The sequence below is a fragment of the Paenibacillus sp. 2KB_22 genome (assembly GCF_052115745.1).
In the GTDB taxonomy this organism is placed as follows: Bacteria; Bacillota; Bacilli; order Paenibacillales; family Paenibacillaceae; genus Paenibacillus.
On the sequence record NZ_JBFRHG010000002.1, the window covers coordinates 41840 to 58371 of the forward strand.

The 16532-nt window shown below is 47.6% G+C and carries 15 protein-coding genes; 11 read left to right on the forward strand and 4 right to left on the reverse strand.

Going from position 1 to position 16532, the window contains the following annotated elements; all coding sequences use genetic code 11:
• Positions 1–59 precede the first annotated feature (59 nt).
• The 8 genes from AB4111_RS11150 to ggt all read left to right on the forward strand — a co-directional run bounded on the left by AB4111_RS11150 (position 60) and on the right by ggt (position 9431).
• Positions 60–902 (forward strand): creatininase family protein, encoded by an 843-nt coding sequence (locus tag AB4111_RS11150; RefSeq protein ID WP_442031655.1) that lies wholly within the window; start codon positions 60–62, stop codon positions 900–902.
• Positions 899–1765, forward strand: coding sequence for a fumarylacetoacetate hydrolase family protein (locus AB4111_RS11155; RefSeq protein ID WP_442031656.1), 867 nt, complete (start codon positions 899–901; stop codon positions 1763–1765). Before AB4111_RS11150 ends, AB4111_RS11155 begins: the two co-directional genes overlap by 4 nt.
• Positions 1766–1801: 36 nt before the next feature.
• Positions 1802–2818, forward strand: a complete 1017-nt coding sequence (locus tag AB4111_RS11160) for an ABC transporter substrate-binding protein (protein WP_442031657.1) — start codon at positions 1802–1804, stop codon at positions 2816–2818.
• Positions 2819–2867: 49 nt separating this feature from the next.
• The gene (locus AB4111_RS11165; RefSeq protein ID WP_442031658.1) at positions 2868–4202 is read left to right on the forward strand and encodes an FAD-binding oxidoreductase; all 1335 of its coding nucleotides are present in this window, start codon (positions 2868–2870) and stop codon (positions 4200–4202) included.
• A gap of 96 nt (positions 4203–4298) precedes the next feature.
• Positions 4299–5981, forward strand: coding sequence for a CocE/NonD family hydrolase (locus AB4111_RS11170; protein WP_442031659.1), 1683 nt, complete (start codon positions 4299–4301; stop codon positions 5979–5981).
• Positions 5982–6027: 46 nt separating this feature from the next.
• Positions 6028–6468, forward strand: a complete 441-nt coding sequence (locus tag AB4111_RS11175; protein WP_090898515.1) for a cupin domain-containing protein — start codon at positions 6028–6030, stop codon at positions 6466–6468.
• Positions 6465–7793, forward strand: coding sequence for an amidohydrolase family protein (locus AB4111_RS11180; RefSeq protein ID WP_442031660.1), 1329 nt, complete (start codon positions 6465–6467; stop codon positions 7791–7793). Before AB4111_RS11175 ends, AB4111_RS11180 begins: the two co-directional genes overlap by 4 nt.
• 57 nt (positions 7794–7850) lie before the next feature.
• Positions 7851–9431, forward strand: coding sequence for a gamma-glutamyltransferase (gene ggt / locus AB4111_RS11185; RefSeq protein ID WP_442032750.1), 1581 nt, complete (start codon positions 7851–7853; stop codon positions 9429–9431).
• A gap of 506 nt (positions 9432–9937) precedes the next feature.
• On the opposite strand, the gene AB4111_RS11190 is transcribed toward ggt, so the two are convergent.
• The 4 genes from AB4111_RS11190 to AB4111_RS11205 all read right to left on the reverse strand — a co-directional run bounded on the left by AB4111_RS11190 (position 9938) and on the right by AB4111_RS11205 (position 13082).
• Positions 9938–10579, reverse strand: coding sequence for a peroxiredoxin-like family protein (locus AB4111_RS11190; RefSeq protein WP_442031661.1), 642 nt, complete (start codon positions 10577–10579; stop codon positions 9938–9940).
• 90 nt (positions 10580–10669) lie between these two features.
• Positions 10670–11182, reverse strand: coding sequence for a hypothetical protein (locus tag AB4111_RS11195; protein ID WP_442031662.1), 513 nt, complete (start codon positions 11180–11182; stop codon positions 10670–10672).
• A 355-nt stretch (positions 11183–11537) separates the two neighbouring features.
• Entirely contained in the window at positions 11538–12122 is a 585-nt protein-coding gene (locus AB4111_RS11200) for a TetR/AcrR family transcriptional regulator (RefSeq protein WP_442031663.1), read from the reverse strand.
• Between the two features lie 354 nt (positions 12123–12476).
• A complete protein-coding gene (locus AB4111_RS11205) occupies positions 12477–13082 on the reverse strand; it encodes a GNAT family N-acetyltransferase (RefSeq protein WP_442031664.1) in 606 nt (201 codons plus the stop codon).
• Positions 13083–13546: 464 nt separating this feature from the next.
• Here AB4111_RS11205 and AB4111_RS11210 point away from each other — a divergent pair, with 464 nt between their 5' ends.
• The 3 genes from AB4111_RS11210 to AB4111_RS11220 all read left to right on the forward strand — a co-directional run bounded on the left by AB4111_RS11210 (position 13547) and on the right by AB4111_RS11220 (position 16186).
• Positions 13547–14035, forward strand: coding sequence for an NUDIX hydrolase (locus tag AB4111_RS11210; RefSeq protein WP_442031665.1), 489 nt, complete (start codon positions 13547–13549; stop codon positions 14033–14035).
• A 321-nt stretch (positions 14036–14356) separates the two neighbouring features.
• Positions 14357–15256, forward strand: coding sequence for an oxidoreductase (locus AB4111_RS11215; RefSeq protein ID WP_442031666.1), 900 nt, complete (start codon positions 14357–14359; stop codon positions 15254–15256).
• Positions 15257–15277: 21 nt separating this feature from the next.
• Positions 15278–16186, forward strand: a complete 909-nt coding sequence (locus AB4111_RS11220; RefSeq protein ID WP_442031667.1) for a helix-turn-helix domain-containing protein — start codon at positions 15278–15280, stop codon at positions 16184–16186.
• The last annotated feature ends 346 nt before the right edge of the window (positions 16187–16532 follow it).

A 16532-nucleotide genomic window follows, 5' to 3' on the forward strand; every position in this document is an offset into this window, starting at 1 on the left:
TACATGGCCATTAAGCTACACGTAAAAACAATAAAGCCTCAGGAGAAAGGGTGTCTGTTATGTTTCAACGATATGAAGGAACAGCGTGGGAGGAACGATTTTTGCCCCGTCTGACAAGCAAACAGGTCCAAGAACTGCCGAAGGATAAGGCGCTGATTATTCTCCCAGTCGGAGCTGTGGAGCAGCATGGCCCCCATCTGCCGGTATATACGGACACTTTGATTGGGGAAGCGACATTATCACAGACGCTGGAGCGGGTGCGGGCGGATAAGGAGATCTGGCTGCTGCCTCCGGTCTCGTATGGCAAAAGTAATGAACATATCGGACTTCCGGGCACGATTTCCTTATCTGCGAGCACACTGCATGCCATCATGCTGGACATTGCAGAAAGTCTGAAGGCTAGTGGTTTTCGCAAGTTACTGTTGTTTAACACCCATGGCGGCAACGCGGATTTGCTAAATACGGTATCACGAGAAATACGGATCAGAACGGGGATGATGGTTTTCTATCTCAGTCCCAGCAGTCTGAATGTGGCAGAGGATCTCCTGTCTTCCGAGGAGCTGGAATACGGTATTCATGGTGGCGATTATGAGACCTCTCTCGTGATGTCCATCAAACCGGACTGGGTGAACAAGGAGTTCCTCGTCAAAGAGCTTCCTGATATGTCCTCTTACCGCTTTCTTACATTAGAAGGGAAAATCCGCTTCGCCTGGAAGATGGCTGATATTTCCGCTACCGGCATTGCTGGTGATGCTACGACGGCCACGCCTGAGAAAGGCAGCATTATTCAGGATAGAATCTCAACGATTTTGTCAGATGCGCTGGAGGAACTGTGTGATTTTGAAATCACCGATGTCCGCGGGACCGAACCGGTTCAACAGCCAGCAGGAAGCACCCCGTGAAGCTCGTCAGTCTGAAACACGGCGATGGTGAACAGGCCGCGATTGAACATGCGGAACGATTCTTTCTTCTAGAGGAGATCAACAGGGCGGAAGGAAGCTCATGGGGCACCTCCGTTATGGAGATTTTGCAGCAAGGCCAGCTAGAGGAGCTAATCCAGTGGTATCAGAAGCACGGGGATAGAGCAGTTTCATCAATACCTTTCATACCTTCAGAAGGAGCCATATCCGCTCCTCTCTTCCGCCACCCTCGTAAAATATGGGGAATTGGCATGAATTATGTGCAAAAAGCGATCGATCTCGCATCTACTCCTCCAGAGCGTGAGCCAGTCTGCTTCATGAAGCCAGACTCAAGCCTGATCGGGCCGGAAGAGTATATCCAGCTGACGGCTCAGGATGTGAATGTGACATCAGAAGCAGAGCTTGGCATTATCATCGGCCGAACCTGCAAAAATGTGCCGGAAGAACGTGCACAGGAGGTCATTGCAGGTTTTGCCGCAACGCTGGATATGACTAACCAGGATATTCACGCACGGAACCCCAGATTCCTGCAGCGATCCAAGGTATTCGATACATTTTTCAGTCTTGGACCACAACTAATAACACCTGATGAAATAAGTGATCTGCAGAGCCTCGTGGTTGAAACTGTGTTGAATGATGAGGTTATTCATAGCAATACGGTGTCTCACATGATGTATCATCCATGGTTCATTGTCTCGTATTTTTCACAGATGATGACTCTCTATCCGGGAGATGTGATCATGACAGGCACACCCGGGTCCGTCCGGATTCAGGAAGGAGATGTCGCCGAGTGTAGAATCAGTGGCTTTATGACGCTTCGAAATCCGGTAGGGGAAGTCGTATAAATCATCAGTAATTTTCCTTGGGGGAGTGGTAATGAGATGAACAAGTACAGACAAAAGGGAACTGTAGTGTTACTCGCAGCAATATTTTCCTTATCCACATTGCTGGCGGCTTGCGGGAATCAGCCAACGGCTGAGAATGCCTCTGCTACGGGGGGAAGCGAAGAACTCACGGCAATTACACAGGTGACGAACTGGTTTGCACAAGCAGAGCACGGGGGTCTGTATGCGGCAAAGGAACAAGGATATTACAATGAGGCTGGTCTCGATATGACCATCCAGGCAGGTGGGCCGCAGGTGTCTCCAACACAGATCGTGGCTTCAGGCAAGGCGCAGTTCGGACTGGCAACAGCGGATCAATTGCTGGTCGCTCGTGAAGAAGGAATCCCTCTTGTAGCGATTGCAACGATATTCCAGAAAAGCCCGCAGGGACTTATGGTTCATGCCAATCAGAACATGTCCTCCCTGGCCGATTTGAACAACCGCTCCGTATACGTGGGGACAGGCTCGGTGTTTTGGGATTTTGTGAAGAGTAAATACCAATTGGGTAACGTAAAGGAATTGGCTTATACCGGTTCTTTGGCTCCTTTTGTAGCCGATGAAACGGTTGCGATTCAGGGATATGTAACCAGTGAGCCGTACGAGATGAAGCAGCAGAATGTAGACATTAATTTCCTGTTACTGGCAGATGCCGGTTATAACCCGTATTCCAATGTGCTGTTCACCACGGAGCAGTACATAAAGGATCATCCTGATATTGTGCGTGGTTATGTTGAGGCTTCGATGAAGGGCTGGGATTATTACAAGACCAATTATGATACCGTGAATGACGTCATTTTAAAGGAAAACCCTGACTTTACGAAAGAAAAGCTGAACTATGCCGCAGAAGCGCTTATCCCGTTTGTATACGAAGGTGATGCGGGGGAACACGGTGTTGGTTACATGACAGAGGAACGCTGGACGGAGCTCGGAAAGCAGCTAAAGGAGATTGGGGCCTTGAAAGAGGAGCCTGATGTCAGCAAAGTATTTACGGATGAGTTCTTGCCGAATTCCTAAGAGATTCCTTTATTGAGATCAGTATTACAACATACGGGAGGGGAACCAAATGAATGAACATTGGATAGCCGTATTGAAAGAACGCATGGATCCGGAATTGCTGCAGTGGGAGGAGGCAGCCCTTGCCAAATATTCGATGGATTATCATCACTTCTCTCCTGTGCTGGCCAGTCAGCTGCAGGGTAAGGTCGCCGAGTGCATCGCCAGTCCGCGCACCGAGGAAGAACTTGACGATCTGCTCTCCATAGCAGCAGAGCTGGGAGTTCCGCTGACCATCAGGGGGAACGGCACCGGCAATTATGGGCAATGCGTTCCGGTCACAGGCGGAATCGTTCTGAATCTGGCCAAATACAACAAGGTGCTTGAAATGGGAGAAGGGACTATGCGGATCCAGGCCGGGGCCAGACTCGGCAAAATGGAATCCACTGCCCGCAAGGCAGGTTACGAGCTGCGTACGATGCCTTCCACCTTTCAATCCGCGACGATCGGCGGTTTTTTATGCGGCGGTTTTGGCGGCATCGGTTCGATCAGCTGGGGGACGATCTGGGATGGGTTGGTACGTTCTCTAAAAATCAAGACCGTCGAGGTTCATCCCCGTACTATTGAGCTCCAGGGGGACGAAGTGCTGCCTTACCTGCATACTTACGGTACAATCGGCATTTTGTCCGAAGTGGAAATCAATCTGGCTCCCCGAGTGGAATGGATGCAATGGGCAGTGACCTTTGACAGTTTTGATCAGGCTTTTCGCTTCGGGCAGTCGGTAGCTGAGGACACTTCCTTGGTGAAACGGCTAATTTCCATCCATGAATGGCCGGTACCATCCTATTTTCTCCCGCTTGATCTCCCCGCTGACCATGCTGTCGCATTACTGGAAGTGGATACAGCCAACGAATCCCAGCTTGAACGTATCCTATCGAAGTATGGAGGTCACTTGGCTATGAAGGTCTCTGCCGAACAGTATCACAAAGGTGTAGGTGTCTCCGATTTCACATGGAATCATACAACATTGTGGGCGCGCAAAGCAGATCCTGGCTTGACCTACCTGCAGCTCAATTTTGAACCATCCAGTGCCCTTGAGCAAATCTCCTCTATGAAAAAGGAATATCCGGAAGTAATGAATCATATCGAGTTTGCCCGGCAAAACGGAAATTTGCTGATCTCCGGCCTGCCGCTGGTCCCGTTCACAACGGAGGAAAACCTGAACCAGCTGATGGAATGTTACGAGAAAAACCGGGTTGTAGTCAACAATCCGCATACATGGGATTTGAAGGAAGGCGGGCGATCATACGCCCATGATCGTTTGTGGGAAATCAAACATCGCAATGACCCGAAGGGGATTTTGAATCAGGAGAAATTAAAGCGTTCAGCAGTTAGCGGTATCTGATCAACAGGTGACGGAAGAATGGCGCAACCTGCAGCAGTTAACGTGCCATGCGGATTTTATTAGTCAATCCGTATCTACAGCAAAGGAGCGAGTTGCATGAAATTTGGAAATGTAGTCATCCGTCGGAAGGTCCCTTGCACGATGCGCGACGGTATAACGTTGTATTCAGATATATACCTGCCGGACGAGAATGGAGAATATCCTGTGCTGCTGATGCGCCAGCCCTACGGACGGTCGATTGCTTCTACCGTTACGCATGCCCACCCCGTCTGGTATGCAAGTAAGGGATATATCGTGGTAATCCAGGATGTCAGGGGGCGGGGAGAGTCGGAAGGCGAATTTAATCCGTTTGTTCAAGAAGCAGAGGACGGATTTGATACCATCGAATGGGCAGCCGGTCTGTCCGGCTCGACCGGGAACGTAGGCATGTACGGTTTCTCTTATCAAGGCCTAACACAATGGGCAGCAGCTTCCCTTCACCCCTCTGCGCTCAAGGCGATTGCACCGAGCATGTGTCCGGCAGATATGTACCATGGCTTATTTTATCCGCATGGCTCCTTCGCACTTGGCAACCATCTACCGTGGGCTTTCCAACTGGCTCGTGACACGGCACAAAGAGCGGGTGACTTCGAAACGGCAGAGCAATGCTCACGACTCATGCGCAGCCCCGAGGAGATGCTCTGGAAAATGCCATTGAATGAAAGACATCCAATTCTGGAGCAATACTTTCCCGCATTTTATGATTGGATCGATCATCAAGCGTACGATGAGTACTGGGAGCAGATGAACTGGATCAACGATATCGTAAAGGAACCCGTGCCGGCGCTTCATATTGGGGGATGGTATGACGGTTTCCTCATGGGCACGTTACAGTCGTTCGAAGCTCTGCAAGCTACGGCCACGCCGGATTGCTTTCATCGGCTCATTGTCGGCCCGTGGGCCCACATTCCATGGGGGCGCAGAGCGGGCGGAATCGATCATGGCGAGCAGGCGGATGGTGGTCATCATCTGGAGCAGCTGCGCTGGTTTGATTATTGGTTGAAGGGCAAGGAAGACATGGAACTGTCTGCTGAACTGCCGATCCGATATTTTGACCAATTGAGTCATGAATGGCATACGGCGGAACAGCTGCCTTCACAATTTGAGGATGGGGCCTCTCCGTCCGAATGGTTTTATCTGTCCGGGTCACAGACCCCGGCGAATGGTGCGGCAGGAGGGGGGAGACTCGAAAAGCATAAGGAAGATGTAGAGGATGCTGTGCCGGATGTATTCGTGTACGACTCACGTCTGCCGATGCGTCTGGACTCTTACCTACCGTCCGACCGAGCTGCCATTCAGGAACGGCAAGAAATTCTGGTATATACGGGAGGACCGCTTGCAGAGGATATCCCGATTTTTGGGTCCCCGGAGTTATCCGTGCAGTACCAAACATTGGGAGGTCCGACGGATCTGGTAGCCATCCTCACCACCGTATCCGAGAAAGGGACGGCCCAGCTACTGAGTGTGGGTCGCACGGAAATCTGCAGTGAAGGAGAAGATGCTTACAATGAATGGAGAACAGTGCAGATCCGGCTGCGTCCCTTGGCGGCCACCCTTCCGGCTGGCTCGTATGTCCGGCTTGAGTTGACAGGCAGCGCCTTCCCGTTATTCGCCCGGCATCCAAACGGTGTTAGGGACGAGATGAACAGCACGGGAACAGGTGGGTTAAAGATTGCCACCACGGCTGTCCGCAGTACAGAACAGGACATATCCTGTTTGAGGCTGCCGGTAAAAAGATAAAAAGCGAAGCATAAATAAAAATTAATCAAAGTGAGGTTGAATGTATATGGTGAACATCCCAGGTCTGGTTGCTGGTAACTTTGAGAATTGTCCCGTCCACAAAATTTCCGCACAGGATACGAATAAGTTCATCCTGCTGTGCGACAGGGAGCAGGTTCCTTTCACTTCATTTGTGGAGATCTTCGAGGTTGGAGGCAGAACTCCATCCAATGAACACCGGGAAGCTTATGAATATTTTTATGTGTTAAAAGGGGAGGGGCTAGCCAAAGTTGGCAACGAGTATGAGACTCCGATCCGCCAAGGTTCGTTCATTATCATTCCACCGGGCAACCATCACGATATTATTAACACGGGCAGCACACGTCTGTATTGTCTGACGACCATGGTACCGGACGAAATGTTCTCGGATATGATCAAAGCAGGTCCGGCCACCGAGCTTGACGAGGAGGATCTGGCCGTGCTTCAGGCGCTGGCTACCGCACAATGAGTGCAGGGCTGCGTTTCATTAATGTATGCCTTCCGCATCGGGAAGACCTTGGTCTTTATGAACTAAAGGCGGAGGTTGGAAAATGGGTTAGTATCCGTCGGCAAGATCGTTTCCTTGATGCACGGGAAAGTGGTTCTTCCCGACTGATGGTCCCGCATCAGGCCGGATCGGATCTGAAACGGCTCGCAGACGCGGATTGCATCGATCTGCAGGGCGGCATGATGCTTCCTGGCCTGGTTGACTGTCATATGCATCTGGATAAGGCCTTCTCGCTTGAGCAGGTGTCGAACCGATCCGGCACACTTCATGAAGCCATTCTTAATTACAGCCAGGCTGTACAGACATTCAGCAAGGAGCAGCTAGCGGAACGCATTCTGACTGCAGCCAGAATGGCACTAAGCTACGGGACCACGACCATAAGGAGCCACCTCGACTTCCCTGTTCATTTGGGGAGAGAGGTGGCCTTTCGGACAATTGAGGCAGCCTTGGAAGTACGGGAGAAGTTGAAGGGCCGTATGGCTATCCAATATGCGCTCATGGTACCGTTTCGCGGCAATCATGAAGCTGCGGATGAGGCAATCGAGGAAGCACTGCGGATGGGAATTGATGTACTGGGTGGAGCCCCTCATCTGGCAGACGACCCTGAACGGGAGATTGGCAGGATTTTTCGGTTAGCAGAACGTTTTGGCGTACCCATTGATCTGCATGCAGATGAAAGTGATAATCCCGGAAAAAAAACCGTGCTGAGCATCGCAGAGCATACGATTCGCTACGGTTATCAGGGCAGAGTGACGGCAGATCATCTGTGCTCATTGTCCGCAATGACGGAAAAAGATGCACAGCATGTGATGGCGAAGATGAAGGAAGCCGGTCTGAACGCGGTAACGCTGCCTGCTGTGAACCTGTATCTTCAGGGACGGGAAGATCGCGGCCTGGTAAGACGGGGCACAACACGCATTCGCGAGCTGCTTGCAGAAGGCATCCCGCTTGCTGCGGCCTCCGACAATATTCAAGACCCGTTCCATCCGTTCGGCCGCGGGGATCTGATACAGATCGCCCAAATCACATCATATGCTGCCCATATGGGCAGTGAACGGGATTTAGTACAGCTGCTGCGGATGATCACGGATATACCTGCTGAAATCACGGGCCGCGACGAGTATGGAATAGAAGAAGGGCATGACTGCAACTTTGTTGTCACGGATGCTTCGGATGTCACGCAGCTGCTATCAGGTACAAAAATGAGTCGCTGGGTGTATGCCTCCGGCAGATGGCAGTCTGCTTTGCATACAGCTCAGTCATTCGCGTCTGAATTGGTAACATGATTAGCAACAAACAGGAATTACCCTCAGTTGAACATAGAAGAGAAAGAAGGTGGCAAGATGGTTCCACAAGTCACAGGCACACAGACGATGGTAGTCAGCCCTCATTCTCTGGCCAGCGCGGCAGGATCGCGTATTTTGCAAATGGGAGGTAACGCTTTTGATGCCGCCGTGGCAGTGAGCGCCTGTCTTGCCGTCGTATACCCCCATATGACGGGACTGGGAGGCGATTCCTTCTGGCTGACCTATAGCACCGAAGAGAGAAAGGTCAGGGCATATAACGCGAGTGGACGTTCGGGCAGTCGGATTACCGCGGCCTGCTTTGCCGGCGAATCAGCCATCCCGCAGCGGGGACCCCGAAGCGTCATTACCGTGCCGGGTATGGTGGACGGCTGGGATGCCATATTACAGGAATATGGCTCGAAGACGCTGGCAGAAGTGCTTGAGCCCGCGATCCGTTATGCGCTGGAAGGCTTCCCGCTGTCGCCGGACCAGCATGTCAATACGGCTGAGCGTTTCGATGTGCTGGCAGCTTATCCACAGACTGCCGCCATCTATCTGCCTGGAGGCAAGGTCCCGGAGCAAGGCAGCCGCTTTGTGCAGTCTGCTTTGGGAAGCAGCCTGCTCCAGGTTGCGGATCAGGGTCGAGATGTATTTTATTCAGGCAGTGTTGGTCAGGAGATTGTTCGCTCACTTAAGGAGCAGGGAGGTCTGCTGACACTGGAGGACTTTGCGAGACACAGAGGTGAATGGGTGGAGCCGATCAAAGGGAGTTACCGAGGGCTTGATCTTTATCAGGTCCCGCCGAATTCACAGGGCTTTACCGGTATAATGGCGCTTCAAATTCTTGAACAGTTTGATTTGGAGAGTATAGAGCATGGTTCCTATGAGTACTATCACTTGCTCGTGGAGGCGCTGAAGCTGAGCTTCCGTGACCGTGATCGTTATTTGACAGACCCACAATTTTCTCCCATTCCACTGGAACGGCTGCTATCCAAATCCTATGCTGCGAAGCTGGCGGCCTGCATCGATATGGAGCGAGCTCTGCCAATGAATACCCAGCCGGTAGGCCACGATACGGCATATGCGGCGGTAGTAGACAGCGAGGGCAATGCTGTGTCATTTATCCAAAGTCTCTATTTTGAGTTCGGCTCGGCTGTGGTTGGGGGAGACACCGGTATATTGCTGCAGAACCGAGGCTCGTTCTTCTCCCTTGATCCGTCGCATGTGAACAGGCTGGAACCGGACAAAAGAACCTTTCATACGCTGATGCCGGCGATGGCTTGCCGTGATGGGAAGCCGTATATTTTGTACGGTACCCAGGGAGGAGAAGGTCAGCCCCAGACCCAGACCGCGCTGCTGACCCGGATGGTGGATTATGGTATGACTCCCCAGACCGCTGTGTGTGAACCCCGGTGGGTGTGGGGAAGAACATGGGGAGATGCAACACAAGAATTGAGAGTGGAGGGCCGAATCGAGGCAGAAGTGCAGCAGCGTTTACGACTCGCCGGACACGAGGTACACACAGTTGAAGATTTTGCTAGAGTCATGGGACATGCGCATGCCATTATGATCGATGACAATGGCTTCCTGCTCGGGGGCACCGACCCACGTTGCGATGGTTCGCCTATCGGATGGTAACCCAGAACTGGGGCGAAAGGTCTGGGTGTATACCGCGCAGGCTTTTATTATGGCTTTAGCCAGTTGAGTGCGTGAAACGCGCGAAACAAAAACCACCCGCTATGCGGGTGGAGGGATTGAGGGTTTGACCACTAAGACCATTCCGATAAACTTGAGATGTTCAGGCTGGGTGAAAGGAATGGCTGGATTCGTGGTGGATCTCTATGAACATGATAACGTGTCGTGGGAATTGTAGATCAGAACTTTGAATTCTACTTAAGAGGCACAAGATTCCCGGTTATTTCAGAATTATATTAATTATCGTAGATGTAAAAATCAATAATAAAGAGGAGTATTTTAATTGGAGAAGATATGGAGTTAAACGAAAATTGGGAATATGGAACTGCCTCATCGACTAGCGATGGCCCCATAACACGCAGTCGAGCACAAGAAGATGGTACGCCTGGAGAATCGGCAGCGCTTTCTTATGCTCAGCGTGTAACCATAGGACTCCTAATAACAGAGGGTTAAAGCTTTCTCAACTCCTGCAGAATATCGTCTGGATCGAACCGCTGCATAAAATCAGGATTCACATAGGCAGAACGAATAATACCGGATTCATCGATCATGAAGGTGGAAGGGATTGGCAGAACCCAACGGTCCATCGCGTTGTATTCCGCCAGGTCCATACCTGCTTGTTTCATAATGTTCTGGATGTAGTCTGGAACGTCGTAAAGAATATTATAGAAGGCTGCCACAAGACCATTGGTGTCGCTAAGCACCTGGAAGGAAAGTTTCTCTTTCTCTTGATGGGAAAGCGTATTGTCAGGGCTTTGCGGGCTGATTGCAATCAGTTGCCCCCCAAGGGCCACAATATCCGGAAGGAGCTTCTGATAGCTCTTAAGCTGAGTGTTGCAGAACGGGCACCATCCGCCTCGGTAGAAAGTGAGAACTACAGGTCCTTTGGACAATTCATCATAAAGGTTAACCGTTTCTCCCAAAGCATTTTTGAGTGCGAAGTCCTTGGCCCTTTGCCCCTCTTGCCGGCCGTAAGTTATGCCGGACTCCTGTTGCTCCTTGATCTGTCGGAACATCTTCGTTTGGATTTCCAAAGGGGTGTGCGCTATAAATTCCTGTTTTGCTGTGGCTAAAGCTTGAGCTAATGACATGTTTTACTTCTCCTTTTTAATTTAATATCCTCCGAGCATTTGCCGGAAAAAGTAGGGCACGACTTTTCGAAGGGTTGCTGGCGAACACCTTCAGGAAGACATATCGGTTGATGAGTCGAATGACTGAAGCTTGCTTTGCCTACGCAAATGTATGATTTGGGCTGTCAAACCAACGATAAGAATGATGAGAAGAGTACCTTGAGAACCAAGCAGGATTGGCGAATTCAGATTGGTGACTATGGGGTTGCCATTGGGAACACGGGTCAGGGTTTCGGTAACAGCCGGCAACATCAGCAGAAACGCCGTCAGGCTGAGAGAGACTGTTTCCAGATACCTGCCGAAACGCCCCGGGCTTGAAATATATCCAATACCGTATCCGGTGAGCAGCAGCAGGATCGTTGCCGCGCCAATGACATAACTTGCTGACTGATGAGCGATAGGAAATACCGTGATAGCGCCGATCAACATTGAAATGAAATAGACGACACCAGGCTTTGAACGAGGCACGATCCGTCCGTAGCGAGCGAACATATATGCAGCCAGCGGAATGGCGGGCAAACTGCTGAGCGTATGGACCCAGCCGAGTGATGAGATTCCAAACATAAAAGTCTCCTTCCAGTCTTATAGAAAAGGGGGATTAGTTTTTGTTCTGTTCTGTTTGATAGATTAAGCAAACGAGCCAATACTACCGTTGATAGCATTACTGATAAAGGTAAGGGGAGTGGTCATTGTTCTTGTTCCCTTTAAGCAACCTGTGTCGGGGCGCACAATTATGCCTCTTCGTGGACTTCCCATATCTAGGTGACTTTTTTGCACTTAGCGGATATGACGCATTTTGTTCTTCAATAGCGAGCATATCCCAAATAATATGTATCCTCCTTTCTAGATGATTTAAGGTAACCAATTAGGTTAACCCTTGTCATATTGATCATGGCTGATTTTTCGGCCATTGGATCAATCACGATGGAAGTGCGAGTCTGTCCAGGAGCGGACCTGTCACGAAGCTGAACATATTCGGATCGCTGTAGGCACGCGCCGAAAGCATAGCTCCGTGAACTGTCGCCATGAATGCTTCGGCTTCGGCATGGGAGGTATTTCTAAGTTGAAGTTGCCCAAGCCTCGATCCACGATCCAGTACGGATGTCAACCATGTGGACAGGTAGCTGAAATGAGCCCGAACTTCCATCGCAACCTCTTCGGGCAGGACGGGCAGTTGACTTGCCAATAGCGCACAGACACATATCGGAGCGCTAGCGTCCGCGATGCAGGCTTCCCAATAGCCAATGTAGGACCGAAGCTGTTCAAGAGCATCGGATACATGGAGCTCTATATGTTTCAGCCCTGCTTCAGCTTCTTCCCGGTATCGCGCAACCAGTGTGCGAACCAGATCGACCTTGCTTGGAAAATGATGATGGATGCTCGCTTTACGAATCCCAACCATATCAGCGATGTTGGCATAACTGAAACCGTTGTAACCACCAGTGATGATTAAAGAACGAGCACAAGTCAGAATGTCATCAGATGTATTAGGTATATTTTTCATATCATTAGTCTACCTACTAGTAGGTAGACTGTCAAGTGACCAAACTTTAAAAATCAACCTAAAAGAACGCAACAATCCTTTTGATGGTTTATATCGTTCCTGGGAGCATTGGTTTTACAAAAATTGATTGGAATCTTTCAATTTATAACCCTCCAACCAATTGAACTGACTGGGAACTTTAGTTCAATAAAACAAAAAAGGCAGCTGATCATTATGATCGGCTGCTTTTGTTCAACTAACGGGCAGGATAGCTCAATAAAGGCCCTTGTTACGATGGGCTTTTATTGAGCTTACCAATGGCATTTGGCTAGGAAAATATTAGGGTGCTTCTTTTACTTTCTTTTGTACAAACATCTATCTTGTGTTTTTTGGGGAGTATTTTATATGGATCATATGTTCAAGAGTGCTTTTTACCTCAGGCCAGTCGTTATCCGTAATGCTATAAAAAACATTGTCATGAAATCTACCTTGAGTATCCCGCCTATGCTTCCTAAATATGCCTTCTTTAGTTGCCCCAATCCGTTCTATCGCTCGCTGTGACCTTAGGTTATAGCCGCTAATGGAAAATTGCACGCGGACTAGCTCTAATTGTTCGAAGCAATAATTTAACAGTAAAAACTTACATTCCGTATTTACACCTGTACGCCAGTAAGTTGGTGTTAACCATGTCCAGCCGATTTCCGCATTTTGATTGATCATATCAATATCTCCGATTCTTGTGGTTCCAATAATTTTTTCCGACATGAGTTCGACGATGACGAAAGGGAGTTGGGTGCCATGAAGCTGGTTTTGTATGGCTTGTTCGATTAAATGCTTAATATCATCATATGTTGCATTTTTTCTCCAAGTAAATTCCCATATGTTTGGATTCATTAGTGTTTCAAGTAAATCTTCTTTATGTTTAGATTCTAGGGGTAAGAGTTTTATTGTCTTGCCTATTAAAGTAAAATTTTGATTCATGTCATTTACACCTCCGATTCCGTTGTGATTCATTATCTTAACGTGGTGGGATTAGTATATATTTATTGGTATCGACGTTGAATGCATTAACCGTTGAATTATTGTACTTTCATGCATCACAAATTCCCTACAGGTATTCTATTAAGTTCAACTAACGACCGGGATAGTTTAGTGAAGATGGAGAATAAATTCAGATAGAATTCAATAACAAAACCAAGGTAACTGCGGTTTACAACTAGTGGATGATAATAGGGATCGTTACAGAAATGCTGACGATCCTTTTTATATACCTTTAGGGACGGTAGAGAACAAAGAAATTATATTAGAGTGATGATGCCTCATTAAGCCAACTGGCAGAGTGGTTCAATCATGTCGGCAGTATCTTTTAGAAATTCACAAAGGCAGGAAAATGTAGGAATTGCACGGAATAAATATACAACTTTATCTTATTTGGAGGTTGTAAAATGGTGTTCCCGACACATATTGTATCTGCAGGCGGAATTGTAGAAGATGGAACTGGAAATATCCTTTTAGTAAAAGCTCATGACGATGGTTGGGTATATCCTGGTGGGATAACTGAAGTAGGAGAAAACCTAATTGATGGCGTCATTCGTGAAATCAAAGAGGAAAGTGGAATAGATGCCACGGTTAGCCATTTGATTAGTGTTGTTTCGAATACAGCAATCCATAAGTGGTATGACGGTGTGACTGATGTGCCTACGAAGGTCATGTTTGATTTCGTGTGTAAAGCTGTGGGTGGAGAGTTAGCGACTTCTAATGAAACGAGCGAATGTAGGTGGGTACCGAAGGAAAGTGTTCTGGATTTGATTACTTTACCTGGAATCCGCATGCGTTATGAAGCTTATTTGAACTTTAACGGATCTGTGAATTATATGGAGTATGTAACTGCGTCAACGACAGAATTTGATGTCAAGCTTCAAAGGAGTGTTTAGTTGTACTAGGGTATAGTGTATCAAGCAAACGGGGCAGTCCCAGATAAGTTTGTATATTGATGAATAGAATTCGCTTGTGTCAAAAGCGTAAAAAAGGGTCTCCGGAATCATTATATGTTGTAAAAAAGGTGCCGACTGCTATGTTGTCGGGACCCTTTTTTAGTATAGAAACCCTTTAAGGAATTTTCTGAGACCAAGCAACAAAGTACAGAGATTTGGATAATTCCACAGTGGATGCGTATATGTACCAAGCTGTTGAACAATAGTATCCTAATCTTAAGAAAATAAGTAAATGAAAGAAGAGAAGGGCAGGAGACGAGGATGAGTAAACAACATTGGGACGCAACCAAAATACCTGATCAACAAGGAAAAGTGGTTATCGTAACAGGCTCAACGAGCGGTCTTGGTAAAGAAGCTGTAAAAATCATTGCAGGTAAGAACGCAAAGGTTATCATGGCTGTTCGAAATGTGGGTAAGGGTACAGAGGTTGTCAATGAAATCAAAAAGGAATTCAAAAAAGCGGATATTGACGTTAGAAAATTAGACTTATCCAATCTAAGTTCTATAAGAGCTTTTGCTAATTTAACGATGGAGAATTATGATCGACTGGATATACTGATTAATAATGCAGGAATTATGTTTCCTCCTTACTCCAAAACGGTTGACGGGTTCGAGAATCAGTTCGGAACCAATCATTTAGGCCACTTCGCGTTAACTGGCTTACTCATGCCGCTATTAAAAAAGACAGAAGGATCAAGAATTGTCGTACTATCCAGTTTGGGTCATACGATGGGAAATCTCAATTTTGAAGATTTGAACTGGAAAGCGAGAAAATATGATACACAGAAAGCTTATGGGGACAGTAAATTAGCAAATCTTTACTTCACCTATGAGCTTGCAAGAAGGCTAAGTAAAGAAGGGGATCATCCCAGAATCACGGCTGCACATCCGGGTTGGACAGCTACAGACTTACAGAGAAACTCAGCTTTCATGAGCGGAATGAATAGGTTTCTTGCGCAGCGTGTGCATATGGGAGTTTTACCTACCCTCAGAGCTGCTTTTGATGAAAATGCCAAAGCTGGAGAGTTTTATGGACCATCAAAATTGATGAATATGAGAGGGTATCCCGTTGCACACTCATCGAACAAACGATCCTATGATGAAACCATGGCCAAGGAATTATGGAAACGTTCAGAGGAAATGACGGGAATTAAATTCTAATGGTAATAACTAAAGGATGATATGATGAACGAAATGATCCGAATTGATTCAATCTCTTCCTTACATGAGCTTTTGGGATATGATAAACCTAAACATCCGTTGATAACTTGTATAGAACTACACCAATTTAATCCGGGGATGGCATACCAGAACAGTCAATTTATCAACGGATTTTATACGATCTCATTAAAGAACGGTGAGAATTTTGACATCAAATATGGGCGTCGCTACTATGATTTTAGTGAAGGAAGTATGATCTTCGTGGCGCCGGAGCAGCTATTAACGGTTGACTACGATCCGGGTGATCAAGGTTCGGAAGGATGGATGCTATGTTTTCATCCGGATTTGATTAGAAAAAGTACATTAGGGAGCAAAATGGATGAGTATACTTTCTTTTCTTATGCAGCGAATGAGGCCCTTCATGTATCAGAAAAGGAGAAGGATATTGTAACCAAAATAGTGCATATCCTCATCGAGGAGTTCAGCCAGAATATAGATATATACTCGACGGACTTAATTGTTTCCAATCTTGAAGTATTGCTTAACTATGCCAAGCGATTCTATGGGAGACAATTTATTACCCGAAAAACGATTCATCATGATGTCGTGGACAGATTCGAACAATTATTAAAAGAAAGTTTTACCTTGCACCAACTGGGGGAGAACGGAACACCCAGCGTTAAAGAGCTTGCAAAAGAAATGGGGTACTCCACAAATTACTTAAGTGATTTGTTAAAGAAAGAAACAGGAAAAAATACACAAGAACACATTCATTTTCAGATCATCCATCACGCCAAAAACTTGCTATCCGGTACTTCAGAACCGATCTTTAGTATTGCTTATAAGCTTGGTTTCGAATATCCGGCCAATTTTTCCAAATTTTTTAAATCACAGACGGGGATGTCGCCCAATCAATTTAGAAAATATTAGAGCTGACCGAACAAGTTTGAAATTGACTCCTATGAACACTGGTCAAGGCTCCATTCAGTAGACATTATGAAAGCCCTTAGGCTTCGACCTGGTGCCGGTATTCCACCGACGTCAGGTTGTTTTAGTTTTAGCTCTGGCTGGTTGCCTCCGTCAAGTCCGCAGTCGAGGGACACGAACTTGTTCCCATTTCCAGTACGGTTAAAGACATGACCACCTCTTAACATTAGGTAGCTTGTTAAAACGCGAATGCTTCGAAAACAGTTATAAGGTTGATCCGTCGTATAAACGAATCGAACCAATTGAGCAATTAATCCGGTATGGTTGTGCATCTCCGGGCGTTGAATAG